This window comes from Roseateles sp. DB2, assembly GCF_051857535.1.
Lineage (GTDB): Bacteria > Pseudomonadota > Gammaproteobacteria > Burkholderiales > Burkholderiaceae_C > Roseateles_B.
In genome coordinates, this window is sequence record NZ_JBPZGY010000003.1 from 405495 (window position 1) to 429515 (window position 24021).

At 67.5% G+C, this 24021-nt stretch carries 26 protein-coding genes; 15 read left to right on the forward strand and 11 right to left on the reverse strand.

The genetic code is table 11. The annotated features are described in order from the left end of the window. The first annotated feature begins 1 nt into the window (after position 1). The 3 genes from ACS5PK_RS06865 to ACS5PK_RS06875 are packed head-to-tail and all read left to right on the forward strand — an operon-like array spanning position 2 to position 1591. Positions 2-703 carry an ABC transporter ATP-binding protein gene (locus ACS5PK_RS06865; RefSeq protein WP_439439598.1) on the forward strand — a complete coding sequence of 234 codons (702 nt, stop codon included), beginning with the start codon at positions 2-4 and terminating at the stop codon, positions 701-703. Positions 704-713: 10 nt separating this feature from the next. After that, complete coding sequence (locus tag ACS5PK_RS06870) at positions 714-1187, forward strand: acyl-CoA thioesterase (RefSeq protein WP_439439486.1); 474 nt, start codon at positions 714-716, stop codon at positions 1185-1187. Continuing rightward, positions 1184-1591 carry a RidA family protein gene (locus ACS5PK_RS06875; protein WP_439439487.1) on the forward strand — a complete coding sequence of 136 codons (408 nt, stop codon included), beginning with the start codon at positions 1184-1186 and terminating at the stop codon, positions 1589-1591. The genes ACS5PK_RS06870 and ACS5PK_RS06875 overlap by 4 nt, the downstream gene beginning before the upstream one ends. A gap of 128 nt (positions 1592-1719) precedes the next feature. On the opposite strand, the gene ACS5PK_RS06880 is transcribed toward ACS5PK_RS06875, so the two are convergent. Together ACS5PK_RS06880 and ACS5PK_RS06885 are read right to left on the reverse strand one after the other, a co-directional pair. Continuing rightward, entirely contained in the window at positions 1720-2658 is a 939-nt protein-coding gene (locus ACS5PK_RS06880) for a toll/interleukin-1 receptor domain-containing protein (RefSeq protein ID WP_439439488.1), read from the reverse strand. A gap of 177 nt (positions 2659-2835) precedes the next feature. Then, the gene (locus ACS5PK_RS06885) at positions 2836-4311 is read right to left on the reverse strand and encodes an RNB domain-containing ribonuclease (RefSeq protein ID WP_439439489.1); all 1476 of its coding nucleotides are present in this window, start codon (positions 4309-4311) and stop codon (positions 2836-2838) included. A gap of 179 nt (positions 4312-4490) precedes the next feature. On the opposite strand from ACS5PK_RS06885, the gene ACS5PK_RS06890 reads away from it, so the two are divergent. Then, positions 4491-5666 (forward strand): esterase/lipase family protein, encoded by a 1176-nt coding sequence (locus ACS5PK_RS06890; RefSeq protein ID WP_439439490.1) that lies wholly within the window; start codon positions 4491-4493, stop codon positions 5664-5666. Between the two features lie 45 nt (positions 5667-5711). Here the strand turns inward: ACS5PK_RS06890 and ACS5PK_RS06895 are convergent, their stop codons facing one another. After that, a complete protein-coding gene (locus ACS5PK_RS06895) occupies positions 5712-6638 on the reverse strand; it encodes a LysR family transcriptional regulator (protein ID WP_439439491.1) in 927 nt (308 codons plus the stop codon). A gap of 126 nt (positions 6639-6764) precedes the next feature. On the opposite strand from ACS5PK_RS06895, the gene ACS5PK_RS06900 reads away from it, so the two are divergent. From ACS5PK_RS06900 to ACS5PK_RS06910, 3 genes are all read left to right on the forward strand, one after another. Further along, positions 6765-7943 carry an acyl-CoA dehydrogenase gene (locus ACS5PK_RS06900; RefSeq protein ID WP_439439492.1) on the forward strand — a complete coding sequence of 393 codons (1179 nt, stop codon included), beginning with the start codon at positions 6765-6767 and terminating at the stop codon, positions 7941-7943. A gap of 84 nt (positions 7944-8027) precedes the next feature. Then, positions 8028-8933: a Rossmann-like and DUF2520 domain-containing protein gene (locus tag ACS5PK_RS06905; RefSeq protein WP_439439493.1), complete on the forward strand. Its 906-nt coding sequence runs from the start codon at positions 8028-8030 to the stop codon at positions 8931-8933. 156 nt (positions 8934-9089) lie between these two features. Then, on the forward strand, positions 9090-9980 hold the full coding sequence (locus tag ACS5PK_RS06910; protein WP_439439494.1) for a hypothetical protein: 891 nt from the start codon (positions 9090-9092) through the stop codon (positions 9978-9980). A 96-nt stretch (positions 9981-10076) separates the two neighbouring features. Here the strand turns inward: ACS5PK_RS06910 and ACS5PK_RS06915 are convergent, their stop codons facing one another. Continuing rightward, positions 10077-11972, reverse strand: coding sequence for a glucokinase (locus tag ACS5PK_RS06915; RefSeq protein WP_439439495.1), 1896 nt, complete (start codon positions 11970-11972; stop codon positions 10077-10079). Positions 11973-12402: 430 nt separating this feature from the next. Here ACS5PK_RS06915 and glk point away from each other — a divergent pair, with 430 nt between their 5' ends. The 7 genes from glk (at position 12403) to ACS5PK_RS06950 (ending at position 19806) form a co-directional block, all read left to right on the forward strand. Continuing rightward, the gene (glk, locus tag ACS5PK_RS06920) at positions 12403-13434 is read left to right on the forward strand and encodes a glucokinase (RefSeq protein ID WP_439439496.1); all 1032 of its coding nucleotides are present in this window, start codon (positions 12403-12405) and stop codon (positions 13432-13434) included. A 261-nt stretch (positions 13435-13695) separates the two neighbouring features. After that, positions 13696-16377, forward strand: a complete 2682-nt coding sequence (locus ACS5PK_RS06925; protein ID WP_439439497.1) for a TonB-dependent receptor — start codon at positions 13696-13698, stop codon at positions 16375-16377. Positions 16378-16526: 149 nt separating this feature from the next. Beyond that, a complete protein-coding gene (locus ACS5PK_RS06930) occupies positions 16527-16976 on the forward strand; it encodes an SRPBCC family protein (RefSeq protein WP_439439498.1) in 450 nt (149 codons plus the stop codon). A 124-nt stretch (positions 16977-17100) separates the two neighbouring features. Continuing rightward, complete coding sequence (locus ACS5PK_RS06935; RefSeq protein WP_439439499.1) at positions 17101-18198, forward strand: proline iminopeptidase-family hydrolase; 1098 nt, start codon at positions 17101-17103, stop codon at positions 18196-18198. Continuing rightward, positions 18195-18740 carry an NADPH-dependent FMN reductase gene (locus ACS5PK_RS06940; RefSeq protein ID WP_439439500.1) on the forward strand — a complete coding sequence of 182 codons (546 nt, stop codon included), beginning with the start codon at positions 18195-18197 and terminating at the stop codon, positions 18738-18740. The genes ACS5PK_RS06935 and ACS5PK_RS06940 overlap by 4 nt, the downstream gene beginning before the upstream one ends. 24 nt (positions 18741-18764) lie before the next feature. After that, positions 18765-19397, forward strand: coding sequence for a hypothetical protein (locus tag ACS5PK_RS06945; RefSeq protein WP_439439501.1), 633 nt, complete (start codon positions 18765-18767; stop codon positions 19395-19397). A gap of 16 nt (positions 19398-19413) precedes the next feature. Next, complete coding sequence (locus ACS5PK_RS06950) at positions 19414-19806, forward strand: DUF488 domain-containing protein (protein ID WP_439439502.1); 393 nt, start codon at positions 19414-19416, stop codon at positions 19804-19806. Positions 19807-19822: 16 nt separating this feature from the next. Here the strand turns inward: ACS5PK_RS06950 and ACS5PK_RS06955 are convergent, their stop codons facing one another. The 7 genes from ACS5PK_RS06955 to ACS5PK_RS06985 form a co-directional block, all read right to left on the reverse strand. Next, positions 19823-20107: a YciI family protein gene (locus tag ACS5PK_RS06955; protein WP_439439503.1), complete on the reverse strand. Its 285-nt coding sequence runs from the start codon at positions 20105-20107 to the stop codon at positions 19823-19825. A 7-nt stretch (positions 20108-20114) separates the two neighbouring features. Next, positions 20115-20819, reverse strand: a complete 705-nt coding sequence (locus ACS5PK_RS06960; protein WP_439439504.1) for a glutathione S-transferase — start codon at positions 20817-20819, stop codon at positions 20115-20117. Positions 20820-20822: 3 nt separating this feature from the next. Further along, positions 20823-21272, reverse strand: coding sequence for a YciI family protein (locus ACS5PK_RS06965; protein WP_439439505.1), 450 nt, complete (start codon positions 21270-21272; stop codon positions 20823-20825). Positions 21273-21374: 102 nt separating this feature from the next. Continuing rightward, on the reverse strand, positions 21375-21773 hold the full coding sequence (gene arfB, locus ACS5PK_RS06970) for an alternative ribosome rescue aminoacyl-tRNA hydrolase ArfB (protein WP_439439506.1): 399 nt from the start codon (positions 21771-21773) through the stop codon (positions 21375-21377). A 33-nt stretch (positions 21774-21806) separates the two neighbouring features. Next, entirely contained in the window at positions 21807-22406 is a 600-nt protein-coding gene (locus ACS5PK_RS06975; RefSeq protein ID WP_439439507.1) for a TlpA disulfide reductase family protein, read from the reverse strand. Positions 22407-22414: 8 nt separating this feature from the next. Beyond that, on the reverse strand, positions 22415-22762 hold the full coding sequence (locus ACS5PK_RS06980; RefSeq protein WP_439439508.1) for a GFA family protein: 348 nt from the start codon (positions 22760-22762) through the stop codon (positions 22415-22417). A 26-nt stretch (positions 22763-22788) separates the two neighbouring features. Further along, the gene (locus ACS5PK_RS06985; protein ID WP_439439509.1) at positions 22789-23319 is read right to left on the reverse strand and encodes a DUF4440 domain-containing protein; all 531 of its coding nucleotides are present in this window, start codon (positions 23317-23319) and stop codon (positions 22789-22791) included. Between the two features lie 116 nt (positions 23320-23435). On the opposite strand from ACS5PK_RS06985, the gene ACS5PK_RS06990 reads away from it, so the two are divergent. Next, on the forward strand, positions 23436-23894 hold the full coding sequence (locus ACS5PK_RS06990) for a hypothetical protein (RefSeq protein ID WP_439439510.1): 459 nt from the start codon (positions 23436-23438) through the stop codon (positions 23892-23894). Positions 23895-24021 lie beyond the last annotated feature (127 nt).

A 24021-nucleotide genomic window follows, 5' to 3' on the forward strand; every position in this document is an offset into this window, starting at 1 on the left:
GGTGCTGGAAGTCCGCGGCCTCGAAGCCGCCTATGGCCGCAGCCCGGTGCTCTTCGGCGTGGACCTGGAAGTGCGCCAGGGCGAGGTCCGCTCCCTGCTGGGCCGCAACGGCATGGGCAAGAGCAGTCTGATCAAGTGCCTGATGGGCTGGCTCAAGCCCAGCGCCGGGCGCATTCGTCTGTGTGGCGAGGACGTCACCGGCTGGGCGCCCGAGCGCATCGCCCGGCAAGGCCTGGCCCTGGTGCCCGAGGGGCGGCAGATCTTTCCCAATCTGAGTGTCGAGGAGAACCTGGTCGCCTTCGCCGCCAACCGCCGCGGCCTGCAGCAGCCCTGGACCCTGGCCCGTATCTACGAGGCCTTTCCGCGCCTGGCCGAGCGGCGCCATCACGGCGGCGCGCAGCTCTCGGGCGGCGAGCAGCAGCTCCTGGCCATCGCCCGTGCGCTGATGACCAACCCCCAGTTGCTGATCCTGGACGAGGCCACCGAGGGCCTGGCGCCTCTGGTGCGCGAGGAGATCTGGCGCGTGCTCCATGAGCTGCGCGCGCAGGGCCAGACCATTCTGGTGGTGGACAAGTACGTGCAGCGCCTGCTGCGCCTGGGCGATGCCCACCACATCATGGAACGCGGCCGTCTCGTGTGGAACGGCGACTCCGCGGCGCTGGAGGCCGATCCGGCCCTGTGGCAGCGCTACCTGGGTGTCTGAGGAGCGAGGCATGAGCGAGACGGACATCAGCAGGACACCGGCCCCCCGATTCATCTTCGAGCGCGAGGAGCGTGTGCGCTTCGGGCATTGCGACCCGGCCGGCATCGTGTTCTACCCGCGCTACTACGAGATGCTCAATGCCGTGGTGGAGGACTTCTTCACCCTGGGCCTTCGCATCCCCTTCGACCAGCTGCTGGGCGTGCGCCGCGTGGGCCTGCCCACGGTGCAGCTGGACAGCGGCTTCGAGCGCATCAGCCGCATGGGCGACGTACTGCGCCAGCGCGTGGCCCTCGAGCACCTCGGGCGCAGCTCCCTGCGCCTCTTCCATCACTACGAAGGCCCGGACGGACGCCGGGCCTGGTTCCGCCAGTCGCTGGTCTGCACCTCCCTGGAGACGCACCGTGCCCAGCCTCTGCCCGATGACGTTCGCAGCGCCCTGCTTGCCCTGAGCGGCAGGGGTGGCCTGCAGGAAAGCACCCCATGAGCACAAGCCCCAAGACCCTTCTCCAACCCGCCGGCTGGGCCGCGCCCAAGGGCTATGCCAACGGCGTGGCCGCCAGCGGCCGCCAGATCTTCGTGGCCGGCCAGATCGGTTGGAACGCGCAGTGCCAGTTCGAGAGCGACGACTTCGTCGACCAGGTCCGCCAGGCCCTGCAGAACATCAAGGCCGTGCTCGCCGAGGGCGGCGCCGGGCCCGAGCACATCTGCCGCATGACCTGGTACGTGCTGGACAAGCGCGAGTACCTGGCCCGCGGCCGCGAGGTGGGCCAGGTCTACCGTGAGGTCCTGGGCCGCGAGTACGGCGTGGCCATGAGCGCGGTGCAGGTGGCGGCGCTGATGGAGGATCGGGCGAAGGTGGAGATTGAGGTGACGGCGGTGGTGGGGTGAGGGGGGGCGGGTGGCGGATTCCGGCCATCTGCGGATGGTCGCAGATGACAGCTTTCGGGCTACGCGCCTCGTGCCATCCAGGCTTGCACGTCTGGCCGAAAGTGTCATGAGGCCCGATGGCCCCTTCGTCATTTGTGCGGCGTGTACTTGATCTGTGCTTTCACGGATTCTGGCAGCGCCTTCAAAATCGTCGGCACGATGTCGATGTCGTCGACGGTCTTCCAGACAAGCGTTTTCAATGGGGCGGGAACTCTATCGTCGGAGCCGCCGTGTTGGGCCAGCACGATGGGAATGACCCTGAACCCGTCGGCACGCATCGCCTGCTCGTGGATCGCGCGGTCGATTTCACGTTGAATGACCCCTGCATCAGCAAACTGACCTGACAGGAAGAATACCGCTGCAGAGCATTCTACGAAGGCGTTGTCGACGCCCCGTACCAGCGGGTCGCCCGCAGCGAGATCATCGCGGTCAAACCAAGTCTTGAGACCCAACAGCCTGAGCGCCTGATCGACCTTGTCGATGAGGGGCTTGTTCGCTCCCTTGTGGCTCAAGAAAATCCGCGAGTTCTCCATGGCGTGTCTCCGCTTCTGCGCCCAGGCAATCATGAGTTGGGCAACGGCGAGGCCAGCAGCCTCCTTCATTGCCTTCGAGCTGTCATCGTACGTACCCGCAGGGAAGATGCCAGCCGCGCCAAAGCCCTCAGTGAAGTGCATCGCCTGAAACATCTCCTTCGTTGTCCGCATCTCACTGATGTCCGCGAATTCATTCAACGAGCCAAGGATATCTCTGCCTTGCTCGCGAAGCTTCGGCAGGTGTTTCGTTTCCATGCCTCTGGCCGGAAGATGCCCACGCTTTTCCGGGGAAATTAAGAGCATGAACTTGTCGCCGTCCCAAGTGACGAATACGTCGACATCCATCATGTTCGGAACATAGTTCTTCAGCTCGGGATGCCTGAAGACCAACTCGTGAAGCCGCGCTTGAACCAGTCCCAAAAGATCGGCGTAGGGGAGAAAGCAGCCGTCGGCAATCGAGAGGTGGTCGCCTCGAACAAAACCTAATCCTTCCATCGCGACTTCCCTGAGATTTGTTTGCGAGCGATGGTAACCGGCACTAAGGAGTCGTCGCGGCCCGTTGAGGCCGCCGGACACCGCCTCGCCGACTCGACGGTACGAGCGTCAGCTTTCGGTCGCTCAATCCGATCAGACCGATGACAGCTATGGGTCGATAGCCACCCCCCTCCCACCTCACCCCACCCGCACAAAGTCGACATACCCCTTCTCCACATCCGTGAAGATCAGCTTCACGCGCAGCCGGAGCCCCACCTCCAGCCCTTCGGTGCCGGCCACCAGACGCCCCTCGACGGGTGGACTGAAGATGCGGACCCAGGTGCCGCTGTCCGTGCAGCCGGTGACGATGGCATCAAAGCGCTGCCCCTTGCGGGACTCCAGGACGAGCGCCGCCTCGGACTTGCGCATGCGGCGCTCCACCTTGCGCACGGCGTCTTCCTGCGCGGTGCAGTGCACGGCCAGGGCCTGCAGCTCGTCCAGCGTGTAGGGCTGGGGCTGGCCGGCGAGATGGGCCTTGACCATGCGCTGGGTGATGAGGTCCGGGTAGCGGCGGTTGGGCGCCGTGGAATGCATGTAGTCCTGCACGGCCAGGCCGAAGTGGCCGGTGGGCGTCTGTCCCGCACGCTCCACCACGTACTCGCCCGGCCCCATCAGCTTCACGATGACCAGGGAAAGATCGGGGAAGCGCAAGGGATCCGCCAGATGGCGCTGCGCGAGAAAGGCGCCCAGGGCCTGGGAGGAGGGCGTCTGCGGCAGTTGCGTGCCATAGCGGCGGGCGAGCTCGACGATGCGCATCCAGCGGTCCGGTGACCGGACGACGCGGCGCAGGGAGGCCTCGCCGGTGCTGATCAGGAAGCGGGCGATGCACTCATTGGTGGCAATCATCAGCTCCTCGATCAGTTGGCGGGCCCGGTTGTGCACCTGCTCGCGGATGTCCACGACGCGCTCCTGGTCGAACAGCGCGCGGGGCTCGAAGGTCTCCAGCTCCAGCGAACCCTGTGCATGCCGACGGGCGCGCAGCCGCTGGGCCACCTCGTCCTGGATGCGCAACTGCTGCTCCAGGCCGGGCACCCGGGCCGCGGCCGTGGGCAGGGCGGCTTCGCCGACCAGCCAGTCCGAGGTCGCGTCATAGGCCAGCTGGGCCTTGTTGTGAACCCGCGCCCGGTAGACCCGGGCCTCGGTCACCTCGGCTTGCGGCGAGACCTGCATTTCCGTGACCAGGGCCAGCCGGTCCTGTCCGGGGTTGAGCGAGCTCAGGTCCGTCGACAGGCGCTCCGGCAGCATGGGGAACAGCCGGGCCGAGGTGTAGACACTGGTGGTGTTGATCCAGGCATGGCGATCGATCGGTGAGTCCCTGGGCACCAGGGCGTCGACATCCGCCACGGCCACGCGCAGGCACACGGCACCGTCTGGCAGGACCTCGCTGACGGTGAGCTGGTCCAGGTCGCGGGAGTCGTCGTTGTCGATGGAACACCAGCACAGCGCGCGGAGGTCGAGGATGCCTGGGTCCTCGTCGACATCCGGGGCGCTGAGTTGCCGCAGCTGCTCCTCGACCGCAGGGGGAAAGTCGGGCTGGAGGCCGCGCTCCACCATCACGGCGCCTGCAATGCGGGCGAGATCGCTGCGGCTGTGGGGTCGACGGGATCCGGACATGGCCACTCCCAGGCAAGAAGGCCCCGCAGCCGGCTCATCGGCGATGGACTGTGGCGGCGGGCTTGGCCCACTGTAACGGTCCTGACCACGGCCTGAGGCAGAATGCGCCCACACCATCAGACGGGACGGCGTGAATGGCAGATGAAGCTCCGCGCTCCCGGCATCCGGTCCGCGGTCTCGTGAAATTGACCACCACGGCCACGCTGGGGCTGGCCGATCTCGTCGAGGCGGTGCACGCGCGCGTCCTGAGCGGCCCGACCCGGGCAGGGCCGGACGGGCCGGGGCGCACAGGGGGGCTGACGGGCCTCGTCTATCGATCGATACGCGGTGTGACCCAGCTGGTCGGGGCGCGGGCCGATGATCTGCTGTCCTGGCTGGAGCCTGCATTGGCCCCCGGCGAGCGCCTGCCGCAGGGGGAGGCCCTGCTCGCAGCCCTCAATGGCGTGCTGGGCGACCACCTGGAGCGCACACACAACGGCCTGGCCACGCCCATGCAGGTGCGGCACGGCGGCGCGGCCCTGGTCCTGGAGAAGGCGGCGCTGGCCTCGGCCCTTCCAGAAGCCGGTGACCGCCTGCTGCTGATGCTCCACGGCCTGTGCATGAACGACCTGCAATGGCTGCGCGCGGGGCACGACCATGGGGCGTCGCTGGCCCAGGATCTGGGGTTCACGCCGCTCTACCTTCGCTACAACACCGGGCTGCACATCGCCCGCAACGGCCAGGGCCTGGCCTCCCTGCTGGAGAGCCTGGTCGCGCAATGGCCCCGCGAGGTGAGAAGCCTGACCCTGCTCGGTCACAGCATGGGCGGCCTGGTGGCCCGCAGCGCCCTGCACTATGCCGCCGCCGCGGGCCACCAGTGGCCTGGGCGCGTCGGCGACCTGGTGTTCCTGGGCACGCCGCACCATGGCGCGCCGCTGGAGCGCCTGGGGCACTGGTTCGAGCTGCTGCTGGGCCAGACGCCCTACGCCTCGCCCTTTGCCAAGCTGGGACAGATGCGCAGCGAAGGCATCACCGATCTGCGCCACGCCAGCCTGCTGGAAGAGGACTGGCAGGGGCGCGATCGCTTCAGCCACGCGCCGGCCGTCACCCGCCATCTGCCGCTGCCTGCGCAACTGCGCTGCTACACCGTCGCCGGCAGCATCGGACAGCGCCGGGGTGACCTGAAGGACCGCGTCCTGGGCGATGGCCTGGTCCCGCTGGACAGCGCGCTGGGCCTGCACAAGGACCCGCAGCGCAGGCTGGACTTCCCGCCAGAGCGGCAGTGGATCGGCTATGGCATCAACCACCTGGACCTGCTGGCTGATGCCTCGGTGTACCAGCAGCTGCTGCTGTGGCTGAGGCCGCAGCAGGGCTGAGTCTGCGCTGCCCTCGTGCAGTCCTGGCCGCGCGCCGCCTGCCTGTCAGGCGCCTCGATGGCCCAGCCGGGCGCCCAGGAAGGCCTCCCTCAGCGCCGGTGCCGCATCCAGCCGCCAGGCCGCAAAGACCCGGCTGCGCTCCATGGTCTCTGCCAGCGGCTTGAACACCGCGCCCTGGATGCCGGCATCGCGGAAGGCGGCCGGCACGATGGACACGCCCAGCCCGCGCGCCACCAGGGACACCACCGACAGCCAGTGCCGCCCCTCGTGCTGCAGCCGGGGGTAGAAGCCCTGCTGGCGGCACATCTCGACGATGCGGGCGTGGTAGTCCGGCGAGCCGCGGCGCGAGAAGAGGATGAAGGGCTGGTCGCTCAAGGACGCCAGCGCCACGCGCCGCTTGCCCGCGGCGGTGTGCGAGGCGGGCAGGCAGGCGAGGAAGGGTTCGTCGTACAGCGGCTCGCAGGCGAGGGCAGGGGGCAGGCGGTCGGTATGGAGCAGGGCGAGGTCCAGCTCCTCCTGCAGCAAGGCCTGGATCTGGTCCTGGGAATTCAGCTCGATCACCACGACCTCCACCCGCGGATGGGAGGCCTGGAAGGCGGCCAGCCAGTCGGGCAGGCCATGAAAGACCGTGGAGCCCACAAAGCCCAGGCGCAGGCGGCCCACCTCGCCGGCCTGCACTTCGCGGGCCTGGGCGCAGGCTTCCTCAAAGCGGCCCAGCAGGGCCTGCGCGCTGGCGCGGAAGGCCTCGCCGGCGGGGGTGAGGCGCACGCCCTTGCTGTCCCGGTCCAGCAGGCGCGCGCCCACGGCCGACTCCAGCTGCTGCAGCGCCACTGACAGCGGCGGCTGCGACATGGCCAGGCGCTGCGCCGCCCGCCCGAAATGCAGCTCCTCGGCCAGGGCCAGGAAATAGCGCAGATGGCGCAGTTCCACACGGGAGAGAGCGGCGGCGGCTGTCGTGGTTGCCATATTCATTGCCTATCGTTGAATGGCTACTGAGTATTGGACACGAATCGTCTCACACGGAATACTTGCCGACCAGCACGGCGTGGCCTCCATGAGGCCACCCGAGACCGAGACAGGACAAGACAGGAGATCTCCATGGCCACCAAGGCAAGCTTCCACTGGGACGACCCCCTGCTGCTGGACCAGCAGCTGACGGCCGACGAGCGCGCCGTGCGCGACGCCGCCCGCGACTACTGCTCCGACCAGCTGATGCCCCGCGTGCTGGAGGCCTTCCGCCATGAGCAGACGGACCCGGCCATCTTCCGCGAGATGGGCGCCCTGGGCCTGCTGGGCCCCACCATCCCCGAGACCTATGGCGGCGCCGGCCTCAACTACGTCTGCTACGGCCTGGTGGCGCGCGAGGTGGAGCGCGTGGACTCCGGCTACCGCTCCATGATGAGCGTGCAGAGCTCGCTGGTGATGGTGCCCATCCATGAGTTCGGCAATGAAGCCACCAAGCAGAAGTACCTGCCCAAGCTGGCCACCGGCGAATGGATCGGCTGCTTCGGCCTGACCGAACCCAACCATGGCTCCGACCCCGGCTCCATGATCACCCGCGCCAGGAAGGTGCCCGGCGGCTACAGCCTCACGGGCTCGAAGATGTGGATCACCAACAGCCCCATCGCCGATGTCTTCGTGGTCTGGGCCAAGGACGATGAAGGCGCCATCCGTGGCTTCGTGCTGGAAAAGGGCTGGAAGGGCCTGACGGCGCCGGCCATCCACGGCAAGGTCGGCCTGCGGGCCTCCATCACCGGCGAGATCGTGATGGACGAGGTCTTCTGCCCGGAAGAGAACGCCTTCCCCGAGGTGCGCGGCCTGAAGGGCCCCTTCACCTGCCTCAACAGCGCCCGCTACGGTATCGCCTGGGGCGCCCTGGGCGCGGCCGAGTTCTGCTGGCACACCGCGCGCCAGTACACCCTGGACCGCAAGCAGTTCGGCAAGCCCCTGGCCGCCAACCAGCTGGTCCAGAAGAAGCTGGCCGACATGCAGACCGAGATCACCCTCGCGCTGCAGGGCTGCCTGCGCCTGGGCCGGATGAAGGATGAAGGTACGGCGGCGGTGGAGATCACCTCCATCATGAAGCGCAACAGCTGCGGCAAGAGCCTGGACATCGCCCGCACGGCGCGCGACATGCTGGGCGGTAATGGCATCTCCGATGAATTCGGCATTGCCCGCCATCTGGTGAACCTCGAGGTGGTCAACACCTACGAGGGCACCCACGACATCCACGCCCTGATCCTGGGCCGCGCGCAGACTGGCATCGCTGCCTTCTGAGCGCGGCACCACGCCGCCGTCTGCCCCCGAGGGGTGGGCTCGGCGGCGTCGGGGGCCTTGCTGGCCAGCCTCTAGACTGCGGGCATGACTTCACGCATTGCCTTCATCGGTGCGGGCCGCCTGGCCCAGTGCCTGGCGCCTGCCCTGGCTGAACAGGGTGAGTCCATCGTGGCCGTGGCGAGCCGGGATCCAGATTCGGCGCGTCGCCTGGCGGCCCAACTGCCCGGCAGCCATGCCCTGACGCCCGCGCAGTGCGTGGCCCAGGCAGATCTGGTTTTCATCAGCACGCCGGACGACGCCATCGCCACGCTGACCGCCAGCCTGCCCTGGCGTGCCGGGCAGGCTGCCGTGCATTGCAGCGGCGCCACCGGGCTGGAGGCTTTGTCCGCAGCGCGGCAGGCCGGCGCCATGGTGGGGGGCTTTCATCCACTGCAGATCTTTTCCGATCCCCAGTCTGCCCGCGAGCGGCTGGCGGGCTCGCTGGTGGCCATCGAGGCGCCGGACCAGGACCTGCGAACACAGTTGCTGCGCCTGGCTGCTCGATTGGGTCTGCAGCCGCTGGCGATCTCTGGTGGGCAGCGAGCGGCCTACCACGCTGCCGCCAACATCGCGGCGAGCGGCTTGCTGGCTGTGCTCAGCGAGGCCAGCGGCCTGTTTGAGGACCTAGGCCTGGGGCCTGCGGAGGCCCTGGCTGCCCTGCTGCCTCTGGCCCGCGGCGCCCTGGATGCGGCCGCGCAGCGAGGCCTGCCCGGTGCCGTCGCCGGGCCTGTCGCTCGGGGCGATTCACAGGTCCTGGCCGCCCACCTGGGGGTGATGGCGGCGCGGGGGGAGGAGGCCCTGCAGCTGTACCGCTGGCTCTGCCGGCGTCAGCTTGAGCTGCTGGCCGGTAGTGGGCGGCCCCAGGGCGCGGCACGCGAGCGCCTGGCTGCGCTGCTGGCGGGCGCGTGGGGGACCGACCGCTCCCATCCTGCGTCGACAGGCAAGACCTGACCCTGTTGACGGGACTGCCTCTCATCGTGCCGATCCGCACTTGAATCCCCCGTCGCTGCAGCAGGTCGCCCCGGCTCCCTGGCGGGCCAGGGCCTTGTCTACACTGCGGCCCGTAACACGGGGAGCCTGGCATGGGCCGGGGCCGAGGAGCGATCAATGAGCAATAAAAAAATGGGCTGCGGCGGATGCCGTGCTGCCGGTGTGCTGCGGATTTCGCGCCAAGGCGCGGGTGTGGATGTGCGTCTGGGGGCGCGTCAGGGTGTGCGCCTAGGCCTGACCGGCCTGCTGCTGGCTGCAATGACCATGAAGGCGCTGGCGACCGAGTCCAGCGCGGCGCCGCCCGCCGCGGCCGCGTCTGCGACGCCCGAACTGGTGTTGGCGCCCGTGGCCGTGCAGGGCAAGCGTGCGCCAGATCCGGCCATCATCCCCGCCAGATTCATCTACATGATCGATGGCGTGGCGCGCAAGCATGCCAGCGAGTTGATCCGGCTGGATTTCAAGGCCCATGCGAGCAAGCAGAAGCTGCCCGCGCCAGGCACGAAGCTGGTGGTGGAACTGGCCAACGAGGAGGAAATGCCCGTGGGCATGGCCGAGGATGGCACGCTGAGCCTGCCGCCGCTGGCGCCCGAGCAGTCCGCGACGGCCAAGCTCATGACCAACCAGCCCAAGGGCAGCATGGGTCTGCGCCTGAACCTGGAGATCGTGCCCAAGGTGGGCACCGTGACGCCCGAGCAGGTCGGTCGGGCCGAGGCGCAGTTGCGCGGCCTGGTGACCGACATCAAAGGCCTGCTGCCCTGGGCCTTCCGCTGGATGCTGCCGGGCGTTTCTGGCGTGGCCCTGTGCCAGCCGGCTGGCGAGGCGCCGGCTGTCTGGACTTCTTCGCGCGGGCCCCACCGCATCACCTTCTTGTATGAGAGCAAGGACAAGAAGCAGAGCTGCGCAGTGCTGGATCCCGCCGGTCTGCCGGCTGATGCGCGTCTGCAGGCGTCTGCCGAGGCGACCCTCGGTCCGTGGATCAACGGCCTGACGGGCACCAAGAGCCGCTGATCGCCTGCCGCTGAGCGCTGCCTCTGCCCCTCGGCTGCCGCCACGAGCCACCTCACTGTGTGGGTGCGAAGCCCGGCAGACGAGGCGGTGGCGGCCTCAGCGCGTGTGCGAGGTCAGCTTGGCCAGGGGCGCCGCCACGCCTACGCCGGGTGCGGCCCGGCGTGCGCCGGCATCGCGCTGCAGTTCGAGGGCGGCCTTGTCATCGTCGTCCATCAACTGCATGGCTTCGGGGTTGCGCCGCAGGGCAACGCCGACCGCCAGGATGTCGATCACCAGCAGGTGCAGGATGCGGCTCACCATGGGCAGGTGGGTGCTGACGTCCTCGACGTGGTCGATGATCAGCGCGGCATCGGCTTTGCGTGCCAGCGGTGACTGGCTTGCCGTGATGGCAATCACCGTGGCGCCGCGTGCATGGGCTCGTTCCACCACATCCAGAAGCTGGGGCAGGCGGCCCGAACTGCTGATGACCACGGCCACGTCGTTCGGACGCAGGACGTCGGCGGCCAGTTGCTGCAGTCTTGGGTCGGTATAGGCGGCACAGGACACGCCGAAGCGCAGGAACTTGAACTGCGCGTCCTGTGCCACCACGCCGTAGTGGCCGGCGGCATAGAACTCGATCCGGCCGGCCTGCAGCAGCAACTGGATGGCGCGGTCAATCATCTCGCGGTTGAGCTGGCTGCGAACCTGCAGGATGGCCGAGGCCGTGTTGCCCAGCACCTTGGCGCCCAGTTCCACCATGGAGTCATCCATGTTCACCTGGGTGTGGGTCACCGGCACGGTGCCGGTGAGGCCGGAGGCCAGGCGCAGCTTGAAGTCCGACAGACCCTCGCAACCCAGGGAACGGCAGAAGCGGATCACGGTGGGCTGGCTGACCTGGGCGGCGCGGGCGATGTCGGCAATGGGCGCGTTCAGCACGTCCCGCGGGTGGGCCAGCACATGCTCGGCCACGCGCAGTTCGGCCGGTGACAACTCACTGCGTGCGCGCCTGATCTGTCCCAGGATGGCGGCACCAGCACTGCCTTGCAGGCTCTTCAGCTGGGATTCCAGGATGGCCGAGGCGCCCTTGAAGGTGGCGTTCTCTGCCGTGATCACGTAGGTGGGAATGCCTGCCACATAGCTGCTGAAGCGCCCCTTGTCCTCGAAGCGGCTGCGGAAGGGGGAACGGGCGAAGTACTCGCCCAGGCGCGGCACGATGCCGCCGCCGATATAGATGCCGCCCAGAGCCCCCAGCGTGACCGCCAGATTGGCGGCTGCCGTGCCCAGCAAGGCACAGAACACCTCCAGGGCTTCGGCGCAGACGGCATCCCGGCTGTCCAGGGCGGCCTGGGTGATGTCAGGGGCGCTCAGGGGCTTGGCGGCCTCGCCAGCGCGGTCGGCCAGGGCGCGGTAGATCAGTTCGAGGCCGGGGCCGGAGACCAGACGCTCGAAGGAGACGTGGTCGAACTGCCGCCAGGCAAAGCGCAGGATGGCCAGCTCGCGCTCATCGCGCGGTGAGAAGCTGGTGTGCCCGCCCTCAGAACCCAGGGAGATCCAGGCATCGCCCGCCGGGATCAGGCCGGACACGCCCAGGCCCGAACCCGAGCCCAGCACCCCCACCACGCTCTGGCGACGGGCTTCACCACCACCGATCTGGTGCAGTTCGCCGGGGCCCAGTCGCGGAATGGCCATGGCCAGGGCGGTGAAGTCATTCACCACTACCAGGGTGTCCAGCCCTAGGCGCTGGCGCATCTCCTCGATGGAGAACTGCCAGTGGTAGTTGGTCATGCGGACCTGGTCACCCTCCACCGGGTTGGCGATGGCAATGGCCGCGTGCTCGATATGAGCCCCGCCCAGCCCGTCCAGATAGGCGGAGACGGCGGCGTGGAAATCGGCGTAGTCCGCGCAGCGCAGCGAGGCGCTGTGGCTGAACTCACCCGGACTGCTCTCCAGGGCGAAACGCGCGTAGGTGCCGCCGATGTCGGCGATCAGTCGGGGGCTGTCGTAGGAACTCATGGGGTGGTTCAGGGTGTAACGCAACTACAGGGTGAGGGCATCGGTACATGCCCAGGGCAAGCCCGCTGCTTGCGGCTGTATCGCCCTTGATGGGCGGGTTGCTTGCCATATTGTGGAACGAAACCTTGAAAGATCAGGCACTTGCCTGAGATTTCTTCATCAACACAGGGTCTGCAGCGCGCCTGCAGGCCCTTGGGTACCAAGGCGGGACTAGCGATAGCTTGTCAGCGACATGTAGTTTTGCTACCTTTCGCTGCATGTGATGCGCTTGTAAAACTACATGTGCACAGCAGGTCGTTCACCGGCCTGCCAAGACACGAAAGATATCCATGCAAGACAAGTTGATGCGGCCGCCGGTTTGGGGCCTGCCGGTGCCGGTGCCCCAGATCACGCGGGGCACTGTGTGCCTGCGACGGTGCTGGGGGGCTGCATGAGCGGCGCCCTGGATCATTACCCCTGGCTGCTGGCGGATGTCGGCGGCAGCAATGCCCGCTTCGGCTGGGTGGACGGGCCTGGCGCGCCGGTGGGCTCGCTGCGCAGCTATGCCGTCCAGGACTTCCCCGGTCTGGAGGAGGCGGCGCGGCGCTACTTGCAGGATCTGGACCTAGAGCAGCAAGCCCAAGGCCGCCGCTGTCCGGCGCCTCGCTACGCGGCTGTGGCGGTGGCGACGGCTGTTGCGGGTGACGAGGTGGTGCTCACCAACAGCCGCTGGCGCTTTTCCCGGCAACAGCTGCAGGCAGCGTTGCAGTTGCGCGGTCTGCGGGTGCTGAATGACTTCGAGGCCCTGGCGCTGTCACTGCCACGCCTGCGTGCGCAGCAGTTGCGCGCCTGGGGCGGGGGGGCGCCCACGGCCTCCGGCTGCCTGGCTGTGATTGGCCCGGGCACCGGGCTGGGCGTGGCGGCGGTGGTGCAGACGCCTCAGGGTTGGCAGGCCCTGCCGGGGGAGGGTGGGCATGCCACCCTGGCGCCGGCCGATGACTTCGAAAGTGCGCTGCTGGCGCATGTGCGGGGACGGCATGCGCATGTCTCGGCCGAGCGCCTGCTCTCGGGCATAGGTCTGCCCACCCTGCATGAGGCTGTGTCTGTCGTGCTGGCCGGCCAGCCGCCCGTGATGGCGCTGACGCCGGAGCTGATCCTGGAGCGCGGCCTGACCGGCCAGGACCCGCTGTGCGAGCGCACCCTGGACTGCTTCTGCGCCATGCTGGGCGGCTTTGCCGGCAGTGTGGCGCTGACCCTGGGCGCCCGTGGCGGCGTCTATGTGGGGGGCGGCATCGTGCCGCGCCTGGGGGACTACTTCTTTCAGTCCCGCTTCCGGGAGCGCTTCGAGGCCAAGGGGCGCTTTCAACCCTACTTGGCGGGCATTCCCACGGCACTGATCACTGACACGCTGGCCGCCCTGGGGGGCGTGGCGCTGGCCATCGAGCAGTCTGTCCCCTTCTCAGCGAGTGCTGCGCCTGATTGATGTAGTTGACTTACATGCGGGTGGCCAAAGTCACCCTGATTTGGGCCTGTTATGTGGTGAAAATTAGGTAATCACCCTTGATGTTGCGGGAAATTTTGATGCTTTTTGGCATCGACGCGCGCTGATAAGGGTTTTCTTCGTGTTGTGTGTGAATCTAGTTTTAGTACAGAATTGTTTCGGTGACAGGGTTCCATGGCGCCGCAGTCCCAGCCGTCCTGAGGGGCGCGGCAGCAGTTGTTCAAAGAGCTACAGGAGACAAGGATGAAGACAGTGCAAGTCCATCGCGACACTTTCCGTTTGAGCCCCGTCGTGGCGGGTTGCGCGCTGCTGATGCTGGCGGCGGGCGCCCAGGCACAGCAGGCGCAGGGTGACAACAAGCTGGACACGGTCACCGTGACTGGCATCCGCAAGGGCATCGAAGACGCGATCTCCGTGAAGAAGAACGCCACGTCGGTGGTGGAGTCCATCTCCGCCGAAGACATTGGCAAGCTGCCCGACATCAGCATCGCCGAATCCATCGCACGTCTGCCCGGTCTGGCAGCCCAGCGTGTCAACGGCCAGGCGCAGCAGATCAGCATTCGTGGCACGGCGCCGGATCTGTCTTCCGCCTTGCTCAACGGCCGCGAGCAGGTCAGCACCAGCGGTGACCGCTATGTCGAGTACGACCAGTACCCGTCCGAGCTGATGAGCGCCGTCACTGTCTACAAGACCGGCGATGCTTCCCTGGTCGGTCAGGGCCTGGCAGGCACCGTGAACCTGCAGACCGTCAAACCGCTGAATTTCGGCAAGCGCACCGTGGCCTTCAATGTGCGCGGCGAGAAGAACTCCAACGGCGCCATCTCCGACGGCGCTCCCTCGACGGGCAACCGTGTCAGCGCTTCCTACGTCGACCAGTTTGCTGACAAGACCCTGGGCGTGGCCCTGGGCTTTGCCCACAGCGACCACCCCGTCAGCCGCTATCAGTTCGAGACCTGGAACTGGGTCAAGAACGGCGGCAACCTGAGTGGTGCCGGTGCGGCCAACGCCAGCGCCCTGTATCCGCAGGGCTTCAAAGGCCTGAACTACACCGGCCGCGAGAAGCGTGATGGCGTGATGGGTGTGCTGGAGTACCGTCCGAACACCAGTTTCACCTCGACCCTGGATGTCTACCATTCCAAGTTCTCTTACGACGAGACCCGTCGTGGCATGGAAGTGCCCTTCGAGAACTGGTCGGGTGCCAACTTCAACGCGACCACCATCACCAACGGCCTGGCCCTGTCCGGCACGGTGCAGGCCACGCCAGTGGTGCGCAACAACATCCTGACGCGTGACGACAAGCTCAGTGCCGTGGGCTGGAACAACAAGTGGGTGTCCGACAAGTGGACCGCGGTGCTGGACCTGAGCCACTCCACGGCCGACCACGACGAGACTCTGATCGAGATGAACTCGGGGCTGGGTGCCGACACCATCACCTACAACTACGCCGGTCCGGTGCCGACTTTCAAGTTCGGCAAGGCCTATGACAGCAACGCCACGGTCAAGCTGGGCGGCCCCTTCGGCAATGGCTATGTCAACGTGCCCAGCTTCCGCGACAAGCTGGATGCCGTGCGCCTGGACTTCTCGCGTGACTTCGACGGCGGCGTCATCACCAGCGTTGACTTCGGCCTGAACTACTCGCGCCGCGAGAAGAGCCGTCAGCACCTGGAGACGGGCTTCAACGCCCTGAAGTCTGACTTCGCCAGCGCCGACCTGCTGTCGCCGACCGACCTGTCCCGTGTGGGCCTGCCCGCCATCCTGGCCTGGGACATCGACAAGGTGCTGGCACACAACTTCGGGGCCTTCACCCCGGCTGTGCTGAATCCCTGGGGTGCCACCAAGAACTGGCAGATCAAGGAGAACGTGAGCACGGTCTATGCCAAGGCCAACCTGGAGACTGAGCTGTTCGGTCGCCCGGTGCGCGGCAATGTCGGCCTGCAGGTGGTCAACACCGACCAGAGCTCCACCTCCAACACCCTGCTGCAATGGCCGCTGGCTTCGCTGGTGCCCATCCAGGACGGCAAGAAGTACACCGATGTGTTGCCGACCCTGAACCTGTCGTGGAGCCTGCCGGACCAGCAGCAGCTGCGCTTCGGTGCCGGCCAGTCCATCGCACGTCCCAAGCTGGATGACCTGAACGCCTCCTTCCAGGTTGGCCTGTCGGCCGGCACCACGGGCACGCCCAGCGGCAGCGGCGGCAATCCCAAGCTGGATCCCTGGAAGTCCGACTACCTGGACCTGTCCTGGGAGAAGTACTTCGGCAGCAAGGGCTATGTGTCCGTGGCGGGTTTCTACAAGCGTCTGAAGTCCTACATCTACAACGTCACCTCGCCCTTCGACTTCAAGGACTATCCGCTGACCGGCACCGCGCCCGATGGCACGCCGATCAAGCCCAGCACCACCATTGGCACAGTCACCCATCCGGAGAATGGCCAGGGCGGCTCGCTGCGTGGCCTGGAGTTCTCGCTGTCTGTGCCGCTGGAGATGGTCAGCCCCTCGCTGAAGGGCTTTGGCGTGCAGGGCAATCTGTCGCTGACCGACAGCTCCATCAACGTCAAGGACTCGCGCTTCGGCGACCAGAGCCTGCCGCTGCCGGGCCTGTCCAAGAGCGTGCTGAACCTGACGGCCTACTACGAGAACAATGGCTACTCGCTGCGTGTCAGCCAGCGTCATCGCTCCAACTTCCTGGGCTCCATCGGCGGCCCCGGCGGCACCAGCGAAAAGACCTTCATCAAGGCGGACACGGTGGTGGACCTGCAGCTGGGCTACGAGATCCAGGAAGGCACGTACAAGGGCCTGTCCTTCCTGCTGCAGGTCAACAACCTGACGAACGCGGCCTTCCAGACCTTCTCGGGCAGCGAGGATCGCTACCGCGGCTGGGAGAAGTACGGTCGCCAGACCCTGCTGGGCGTGAACTACAAGCTCTGATCTTTCTTCAAGCACCAATGCCTTTTGCGACGGCCGGGGACACCCGGCCGTTTTTTTGTGCCTGCTCCGATCCTCCAGGCGCGGCTGAAGGCTTGCAGTTCGGCGCCGGGTGGTTAGCATGCGCCAGACGCTGCACGAGGAGCCTGCACATGCCCGACACCCATACCGTCCATCTTCAGCGCATCCTGCGCGCACCGCCTGAGCGGGTCTACCGCGCCTTTCTCGATGCCAGGGCGCTGAGCAAATGGCTGCCGCCGCATGGCTTCACCTGTCAGGTCCATGAGCTGGACGCGAGGGTGGGCGGGCGCTTCCGCATGTCCTTCACGAACTTCAGCAGCGGTGGCAGCCACAGCTTTGGCGGCGAATACCTGGAGCTGGTGCCGTCCACGCTGATCCGCCACACGGACCAGTTCGACGACCCCGCCTTGCCGGGTGTGCTGACGGTCACCATACGCCTTCGCCAGGTGTTCTGTGGCACCGAGCTGGAGGTGGTGCAGGAAGGCATACCTGCGGTGATCCCCAAGGAAGCCTGCCTGATGGGGTGGCAGGAGTCGCTGGTCCTGCTGGCGCAACTGGTGGAGCCGGAGATCCCGGGCTGAGTCCCCAGGCCCCGCACGCCTGGCGCACGGCAAGCATGTCCTGGCGCGGCCTACACCGTGAAGACCCGGTGGCTGCCACTCCGCCAAAGCTCTACAAAGGCGGCTGCCGTGCCCGGAGATCTCCATGCCTCTTCTGCCTGCCCGCCTGCTCATGATGCTTGCCTTGACCCCGTTGCTGCAGTCCTGCCAGCCGGCTGGCCACGCTCCCAATGCCGTGCCTGGTGCCGCCAAGCCAGCCCTGGCTGCCTCCGGGGCTGTGCAGCCCACCTTGGCCAGTTATCACGACAACACCGGCAGCGAGGACACGCTGAGCGGCGGCGTCCGCCTGATCCCCATCACCACGCCCAAGGGCACGTTCAAGGTCTGGACCAAGCGTGTGGGCCACAACCCGCGCATCAAGGTGCTGCTGCTGCATGGCGGACCCGGCGCCACGCACGAGTACTTCGAGGCCTTCGACAGCTACTTCCCCGGCGAGGGCATCGAGTACTACTACTACGACCAACTGGGCTCCGCCTACAGCGACCAGCCCAAGGACGGCAGTCTGTGGGAGCTGGACCGCTTCGTCGACGAGGTCGAGCAGGTCCGCCAGGCTCTCAAGCTGGACAAGGACAACTTCTACCTTCTGGGCCATTCCTGGGGCGGGCTGCTGGCCATCGAATATGCGCTGAAGCACCAGCAGCACCTCAAGGGCCTGGTCATCTCCAACATGATGGCCAGCATTCCCGAGTACGTGCGCTATGCCGAGCGTACGCTGATGCCCGCCATGGATCAGCAGGCGCTCAAGGAGATTCTCAAGCTGGAGGCGAAGAAGGACTTCGACAACCCGCGCTACATGGAGCTCCTGATCCCGCACTACTACGTGCACCACATTCTGCGCATGCCCGCCGACCAGTGGCCCGACCCGGTGAAGCGCGGCTTCGACAAGACCAACCGCGAGGTCTACGTGCCCATGCAGGGCCCGAGCGAGATGAGCTCCAGCGGCAAGCTCGAGAGATGGGACCGTGTGGCCGACCTCGGCAAGATCACCGTGCCCACGCTGACCGTGGGCGGGCAGCACGACACCATGGATCCCAAACATATGGAGAAGATGGCCGCGCTGATGCCCAAGGGCCGCTACCTGCATTGCCCCCAGGGCTCGCACATGTCCATGTACGACGACCAGAAGACCTACTTCCAGGGCCTGGTGCGCTTCATCAGGGACGTGGATCAGGACAGGCGATGAAGCTGCTGGCCATTCCCGGCAGCCTGCGCCAGTCCTCCATCAATGCCGCCTGCTGCCGCGCCCTGGCACAGCTGGCGCCTGGGCAGGTGTTGGTCAGCGAACATCCAGGTCGCCTACCCTTGTTCAATCCTGACCTGGAGGCCGCGCTGCCCGACAGCGTGCGCGACTGGCGCGAGGCGGTACAGGCGGCGGACGTGCTGCTGATTGCCAGCCCCGAGTACGCCCACGGCATTTCGGGGGTGATGAAAAACGCGCTGGACTGGCTGGTGAGCTTCGAGGGCTTCGTGGACAAGCCGGTGGTGCTGGTCAACACTTCGCCGCGCGCCCATCATGCCTTCGAGAGCCTGCAGGAGGTGCTGTGCACGATGAACGCACGCTTGCTGCGGCAGGCCTGCCTCAGCCTGCCTCTGCTGGGCGGCTGCCCGACGGAGGCCGCGATGCTGGCGGATGCCGCGCTGCGGGCTGGGATGCTGGCCCTGCTTCGAACCCTGCAGGATGCGCTCGCCGACGAGGGTAGTTCCGGTCCCAGCGTACAGTGGTGAAATCCATAGACGGGAGCTGATGCAATGTCTTTCCTGCAACGACGACACTGGCTGGGCGGACTGACGGCGGGCACCCTGGCGATGCTGTTGCCGCAGACCGCTGCATCGCAGGCCGGCACGGGCTGGCTGCTGCTGGGGCTGGGAACGGGGGCCGAGCGGCCCTACCGCTCTTGTGCCCTGACTCTGCGGGGGATTCCCGTCGAGGGGGGCGGCAAGGCGATGCAGATGCTGCGCTATCCCTCGGAGCCCGGCTGGGGAGGCAAGACCTGGCCCTGGCGCAACCCGCAAGGTCAGGGCGAGCTCATGCTGTTGGCCCTGCCGGCAGGCGACTACGAGCTGTATGACTTCGAGCTGGTCCAGCAGGCGGGCGATGCAGCCCGCGTGGACCGCTCACTGCGCCCGCTGCGGGTCAGGCTTCGTATCCAGGACGGCGACATCGTCTATGCCGGCCACTATGAGGCCTTGGATCCTGGACCTGCGGCAGCAAGGGCAGTGCCGCAAGGCGTGCTCTTGCTGAGTGATCGCAGCGAGGCCGCGATGGCCCAGGTGGCGGCCGAAGGCCTGGCAGGGCTGCGTGGCGCCACGCTGCGCCGGCAACTGCCTGACCCGGCCCGGCTGCGGCACCCGCAGCTGCTGCACTCGCTGGGCGATCGCTGACTTCAGGAGAGATCCCATGGCCTTGCGCATCGTCAGACTGGGCAGCCCCCGGGCGCCCGACGAAGGGCTTCGCATCGGCACCGTGCGGCGCCCGCCGCGCGGCGTGCCCAGGAGCGAATTTGCCTCGGGTGACTGGTACGACGTCTGGTACCCCAACCTGGCCCCCTCGGTCGAGACCATGAAGCTGGGCCAGACCGCAGAGACACCCGCGCAATGGGCGCAGTTCATCCGGAAGTACAAGGCCGAGATGAGCCAGCCCGAGGCCGAGCGCAGCCTGCAGCTGTTGGCGGCACTGTCGCACGGCAGCGCCTTCTCCATGGGCTGCTACTGCGAGGACGAAACCCGCTGCCACCGCTCGGTGCTGCGCGAACTGATGCGCGAGCATGGCGCGGCCCTGGCCGACGCCTGAGGCAGGCGCACCGTTTTCAGAGGTAGTTCTCGAAGCCTGCCAGCATCCGGCTGGGCGTGAATTCCAGCAGCTCATAGCGGGCCACGCCCGCTTTGACGAAGGGGTCCTGCTCAAGGATCTCGGTGACCAGGGCCCGCGGATGCTCCCGCACCAGGATGACGCCGCCTGTGCGCGGCTCGCGGCGGCCGGAGGCCACGAAGACGCCGGCTGCGAAATGTCGCTCCAGGTAGTCGCGATGAGCGGGCAGCAGCGCGTCCACTTCCTCCAGTGGGCGGATATAGCTCAGCAGTGCGATGTACATGGCGGTCTCAAGAATGTGAGTGGGAAGGAGCGGGCGGCACGCGCAGGTCCTGCAGCCACTCGCCTGCGGCCTGGGCCTCGGCTTCGTGCGGCGGATCGCGCCAGGGCTCCAGCAGGGCGGCCCGGTACCAGTCCTGCAGGGGCGGCAGGGCCAGCAGGCGCTGCGCATACGCTTGCGCGATGGGGGACAGCGGCGGCGCGTAGCTCTGGACCCGCAGGGCCACCGGCGCGAAGAAGGCGTCGACAGCCGTAAAGGCCGGGCCCGCGAGGAAGGGGCCGCCGAAGCGTTGCTGGCCTTCGCACCACAAGGCGTCCATGCGAGCCCACTCGGCCAGCAGGGCAGATGTCCAGTCCCGCACCTGCACGCGCAGGCCGCAGTTCATGGTGCAGACCTCGCGGAGGCGACCGAAGCCGGCATGCATCTCCGCGCAGGCGCTGCGGGCCCAGGCGCGGGCAGCGCGGTCCGCGGGCCATGCCTGAGGGGCCAGCTCGGCGATGTACTCGACGATGGACAGGGAGTCCCACACCAGAAGCCCGCCGTCCTCCAGGCAGGGTACGCGGCCGCTGGGCGTGAGCCCGACATAGGCCAGCCCCTGCGTGGACGCGGCGAAGGGCAGCAGCCGCTCCTCGAAAGGCAGCTCCAGCATGCGCAGCAGCAGCCAGGGGCGCAGAGACCAGGAGGAGTAGTTCCTGTTGGCAATGGTGAGCCGCATGCTTCAGCTTCCCATGCCGATGAGCCAGGGTCGCACCACGACGCGCAGCAGGCCTGACTGGACGGCGGGGTCGGCTTCGGCGAAGCGGCGTATTTCGTCTTCGGGGATGCCCGCCGCGGGGATCATCATGCCGCCGCCCCGGGCGTCCAGGTGCGGGCCGCCCAGCTGCAGCTTGCCAGCCTCCAGCCATTGGCGGTAATGCGCGATATGGGCACGGATGCCCGGCTGCTCGAACACGCTGCGGTCTGCCTGCCAAGCCGGGCCCGGCGTGTGGAAGACGACAAAGCGAACGTCTTGCGTCGTGCGCGTGAGGCCCGGCGCCGCGGCCGAGGCCGGCGACACCGGCACAGCGGTCTGTGCCGAGGCCTGCAGAGACAGGCCGGCGATCAGGGGCAGCCACAGCCGCCAGGCGTGGCGCAGCCTGGAGTGATGCATCGGGGGCGGTGTCGGCATGCGAGGGCTCCTCGGCAGTGGGGACTGCTGATTGTGCCGTTGCCCAGGGGGCTGTTGGGGGTGGGGAAAGTCGTGCCGCGCCCTGTCAGCTTGGAGCGGGGATCACTCCGCCACACGCCCCCGCAAGGCCTTGATGCCCGCCCGCTGGGTCTTGGCCTCCAGCCGGCGCCGTTGCGAGGCGCGGGTGGGCTGGGTGGCGCGGCGCACGGCAGGCACGTGGCTGGCCGCATCGACCAAGGCCTGCAGGCGGGCCAGGGCCTCGGCCTTGTTGCGCTCCTGGCTGCGTTCGGTCTGGGCCTTGATGACGATGACGCCGTCCTGGTTCAGGCGCCGGTCTGCCAGGGCGAGCAGACGGGTCTTCAGCCAGTCCGGCAGGGCCGAGGCCGCCACATCGAAGCGCAGTTGCACGGCGCTGGAGACCTTGTTGACGTTCTGCCCACCCGGCCCCTGGGCGCGCAGGGCCACGAAGTCGACGTCGTCAGGGGTGAGGCGCGCAGGCATCGCGGAGCATGGGAAGGGGAGGGCAGGAAGCCCTCATTGTGCCGGCTGCTCGGCCGGCGCCGCCAGCGCGCGGTTGAGGTCTTCGGCGAGCCCGTCCAGCGTGGTCTTGGCGTAGCCCACCCGCACGGCCACGATGCGGCCATCACGGCCCACGATCACCATGTGCGGAATGCCGTGCACGCCGTAGGCCTTCTGGACCTGCTTGTCGGGGTCGTAGGCTGGTGTCAGGCCGGCTTCCTTGAGGGCCGCCTCCAGCTTGCGGTAGGCCTTGCGCTCCTCGATGTTCACGGTGATGACCTGCATCTTCTGGGGACCGGCGATCTGCTGGATGTTGATCAGCACCGGCAGCTCTTCGCGGCAGGGCCCGCACCAACTGGCCCAGAAGGAGATGACATAGGCCTTGCCGCTGCTGCGGTCCAGGGACACCGGGGTACCGTCCAGTTGCTGGCCCAGCTCTGCAGGTGGCAACTCACCCTTGCCGAGCGGCTCTGGGCGCGCCTGCGCGGCCTGGGTCAGACCGACCGCCAGGACGACAGCCAGGCCGATCTCCAGGTAGGGGGCCAGGCCTGCGCGACGCAGCCCCGGACGCAGAGGGCGTGGCGGCGGAGGCCGCCTGCCAGGCTTGTCGTGCATCGTCGGCTTCACAGGGCGCGGCCGTCGAAATGGTGGACGGACACGCTGTCCAGGTCCATGCCCTCGATGCAGCGCACATTGACCGCCGCCACCTGCTGGCCCTTGGGGTCCTTGCCCTCGCCGTGGGTATGGATGCCGCAGCGCGTGCAGAAGCGGTGCTGGATCACGTGCTTGTTGAAGGTGTAGCTGGCCGCAGCCTCGTCGGGTGTCAGCAGTTGCAGCTGCTCGCGTGGCATGAACCACAGCAGCGAACCGCGGCGCTGACACATGCTGCAGTTGCAGGCCAGGGCTTCCTTGAATTCGCCTTCGAAGGTGAAGGCCACCTGGCCGCAGTGGCAGCTGGCTTTGTATCTCATGGGATCTCCTTGCGGGTTGCGGGAGTTCAGGGGCTGTCCGGCGGCAGCTTGCTGATCTGCACGCTGACGATCTGCCAAGCGCCTTGGCGCTTCACGTAGATGTCGAGGTAGCGGTAGTGGGTCTTGAAGGGCTTGCCGTCGTAGCGTCCCGTCATGCGGGTGCGGCCGCTGAGCAGGGCCACATCGCCGTAGAGCCGGATGTCGAAGTCCTCGACGGTGTAGGGGTCGATCTGGAGCTTGGGGTCCAGAAGGCCTTCCAGGAAGCTGGCGCGGTCCTCGACCGTGCCCTCGCCATCGATCTGCCGGAAGTCTGCGGCGATGTTGGCGGCGATGTCTTCTCGGCGGCGGGCCACGATGGCCTGGTCCCAGCGATCGGCCTGTGCCTGCAGCTGGGCCTTGATCTGTGCCTCGGAGGGCGTAGCGGCCTGGGCCTCGCTGCCGGCGGAAGCGGCTTGCGGCACCCCCGTGGGCGCCGATGCCTGCGGGCTGCAGGCCGCCAGCAGCAGGGAGGCCATCAGGGGCGGCAGGAGTGCGGAGGCGGGGCGCGTCAGGCGCATGGAAGGTCCTCGAAGTGGAGGGCGCAGCATAACGCCAGCTTGACGTGCCAGCCTGTCTGCACGCGTCGCCTCGCTATGATCCTGCCGTTCACGAGCACCCTCCCGAGGAAAGCACCATGTCGTCCATCCAGATCCATCTTGGCCACACCCCCTTCACGCTGGGGTCCAGCCGCGAGCAGCTGCGCGCCAGCGCCGGCACGCCCGATTCGCTGGAGACCTTGCCGGCCGAAGGCGAGCAGGAGTCCATGGAGTACTGGTACTACGCCGAACAGGGTGTGGGGGCTTCCTTCTTCGAGGCGGACGGCTGGCGCCTGGGTGAACTCGAGTTCTCCGACGGGCGCTGGACCCTGGGCGAGGAGGCCGTGGTCGGCTGCCCGGTGGACCGCCTGCCCGGCCTGGTCAAGGGCCTGAAGCTGGGCCGTCTCAAGGGCGCGCAGGCCGTGGAGGGCGGCGGGCGCTGCCACGAATGCCCAGACGCCGGTGTGGCCTTCTGGGAAGCGGGCGGCGTGATTGCCAGCTTCAGCATCTTTCCCGCCTACGAGGACGATGGCGAGACGGTCCGTTGGCCAGAATGAGGTGAGCCCCTCGCCCGGTCTTGCCGCGCTGAACGCGGGCAAGTCCGGTCGGTCCCCCGGGGGGACGGCATTGTTTGCGGCTTCGAGCCGCAAACAATGCCAAGTGGGCCGGCTTGGGGCGGCCCGG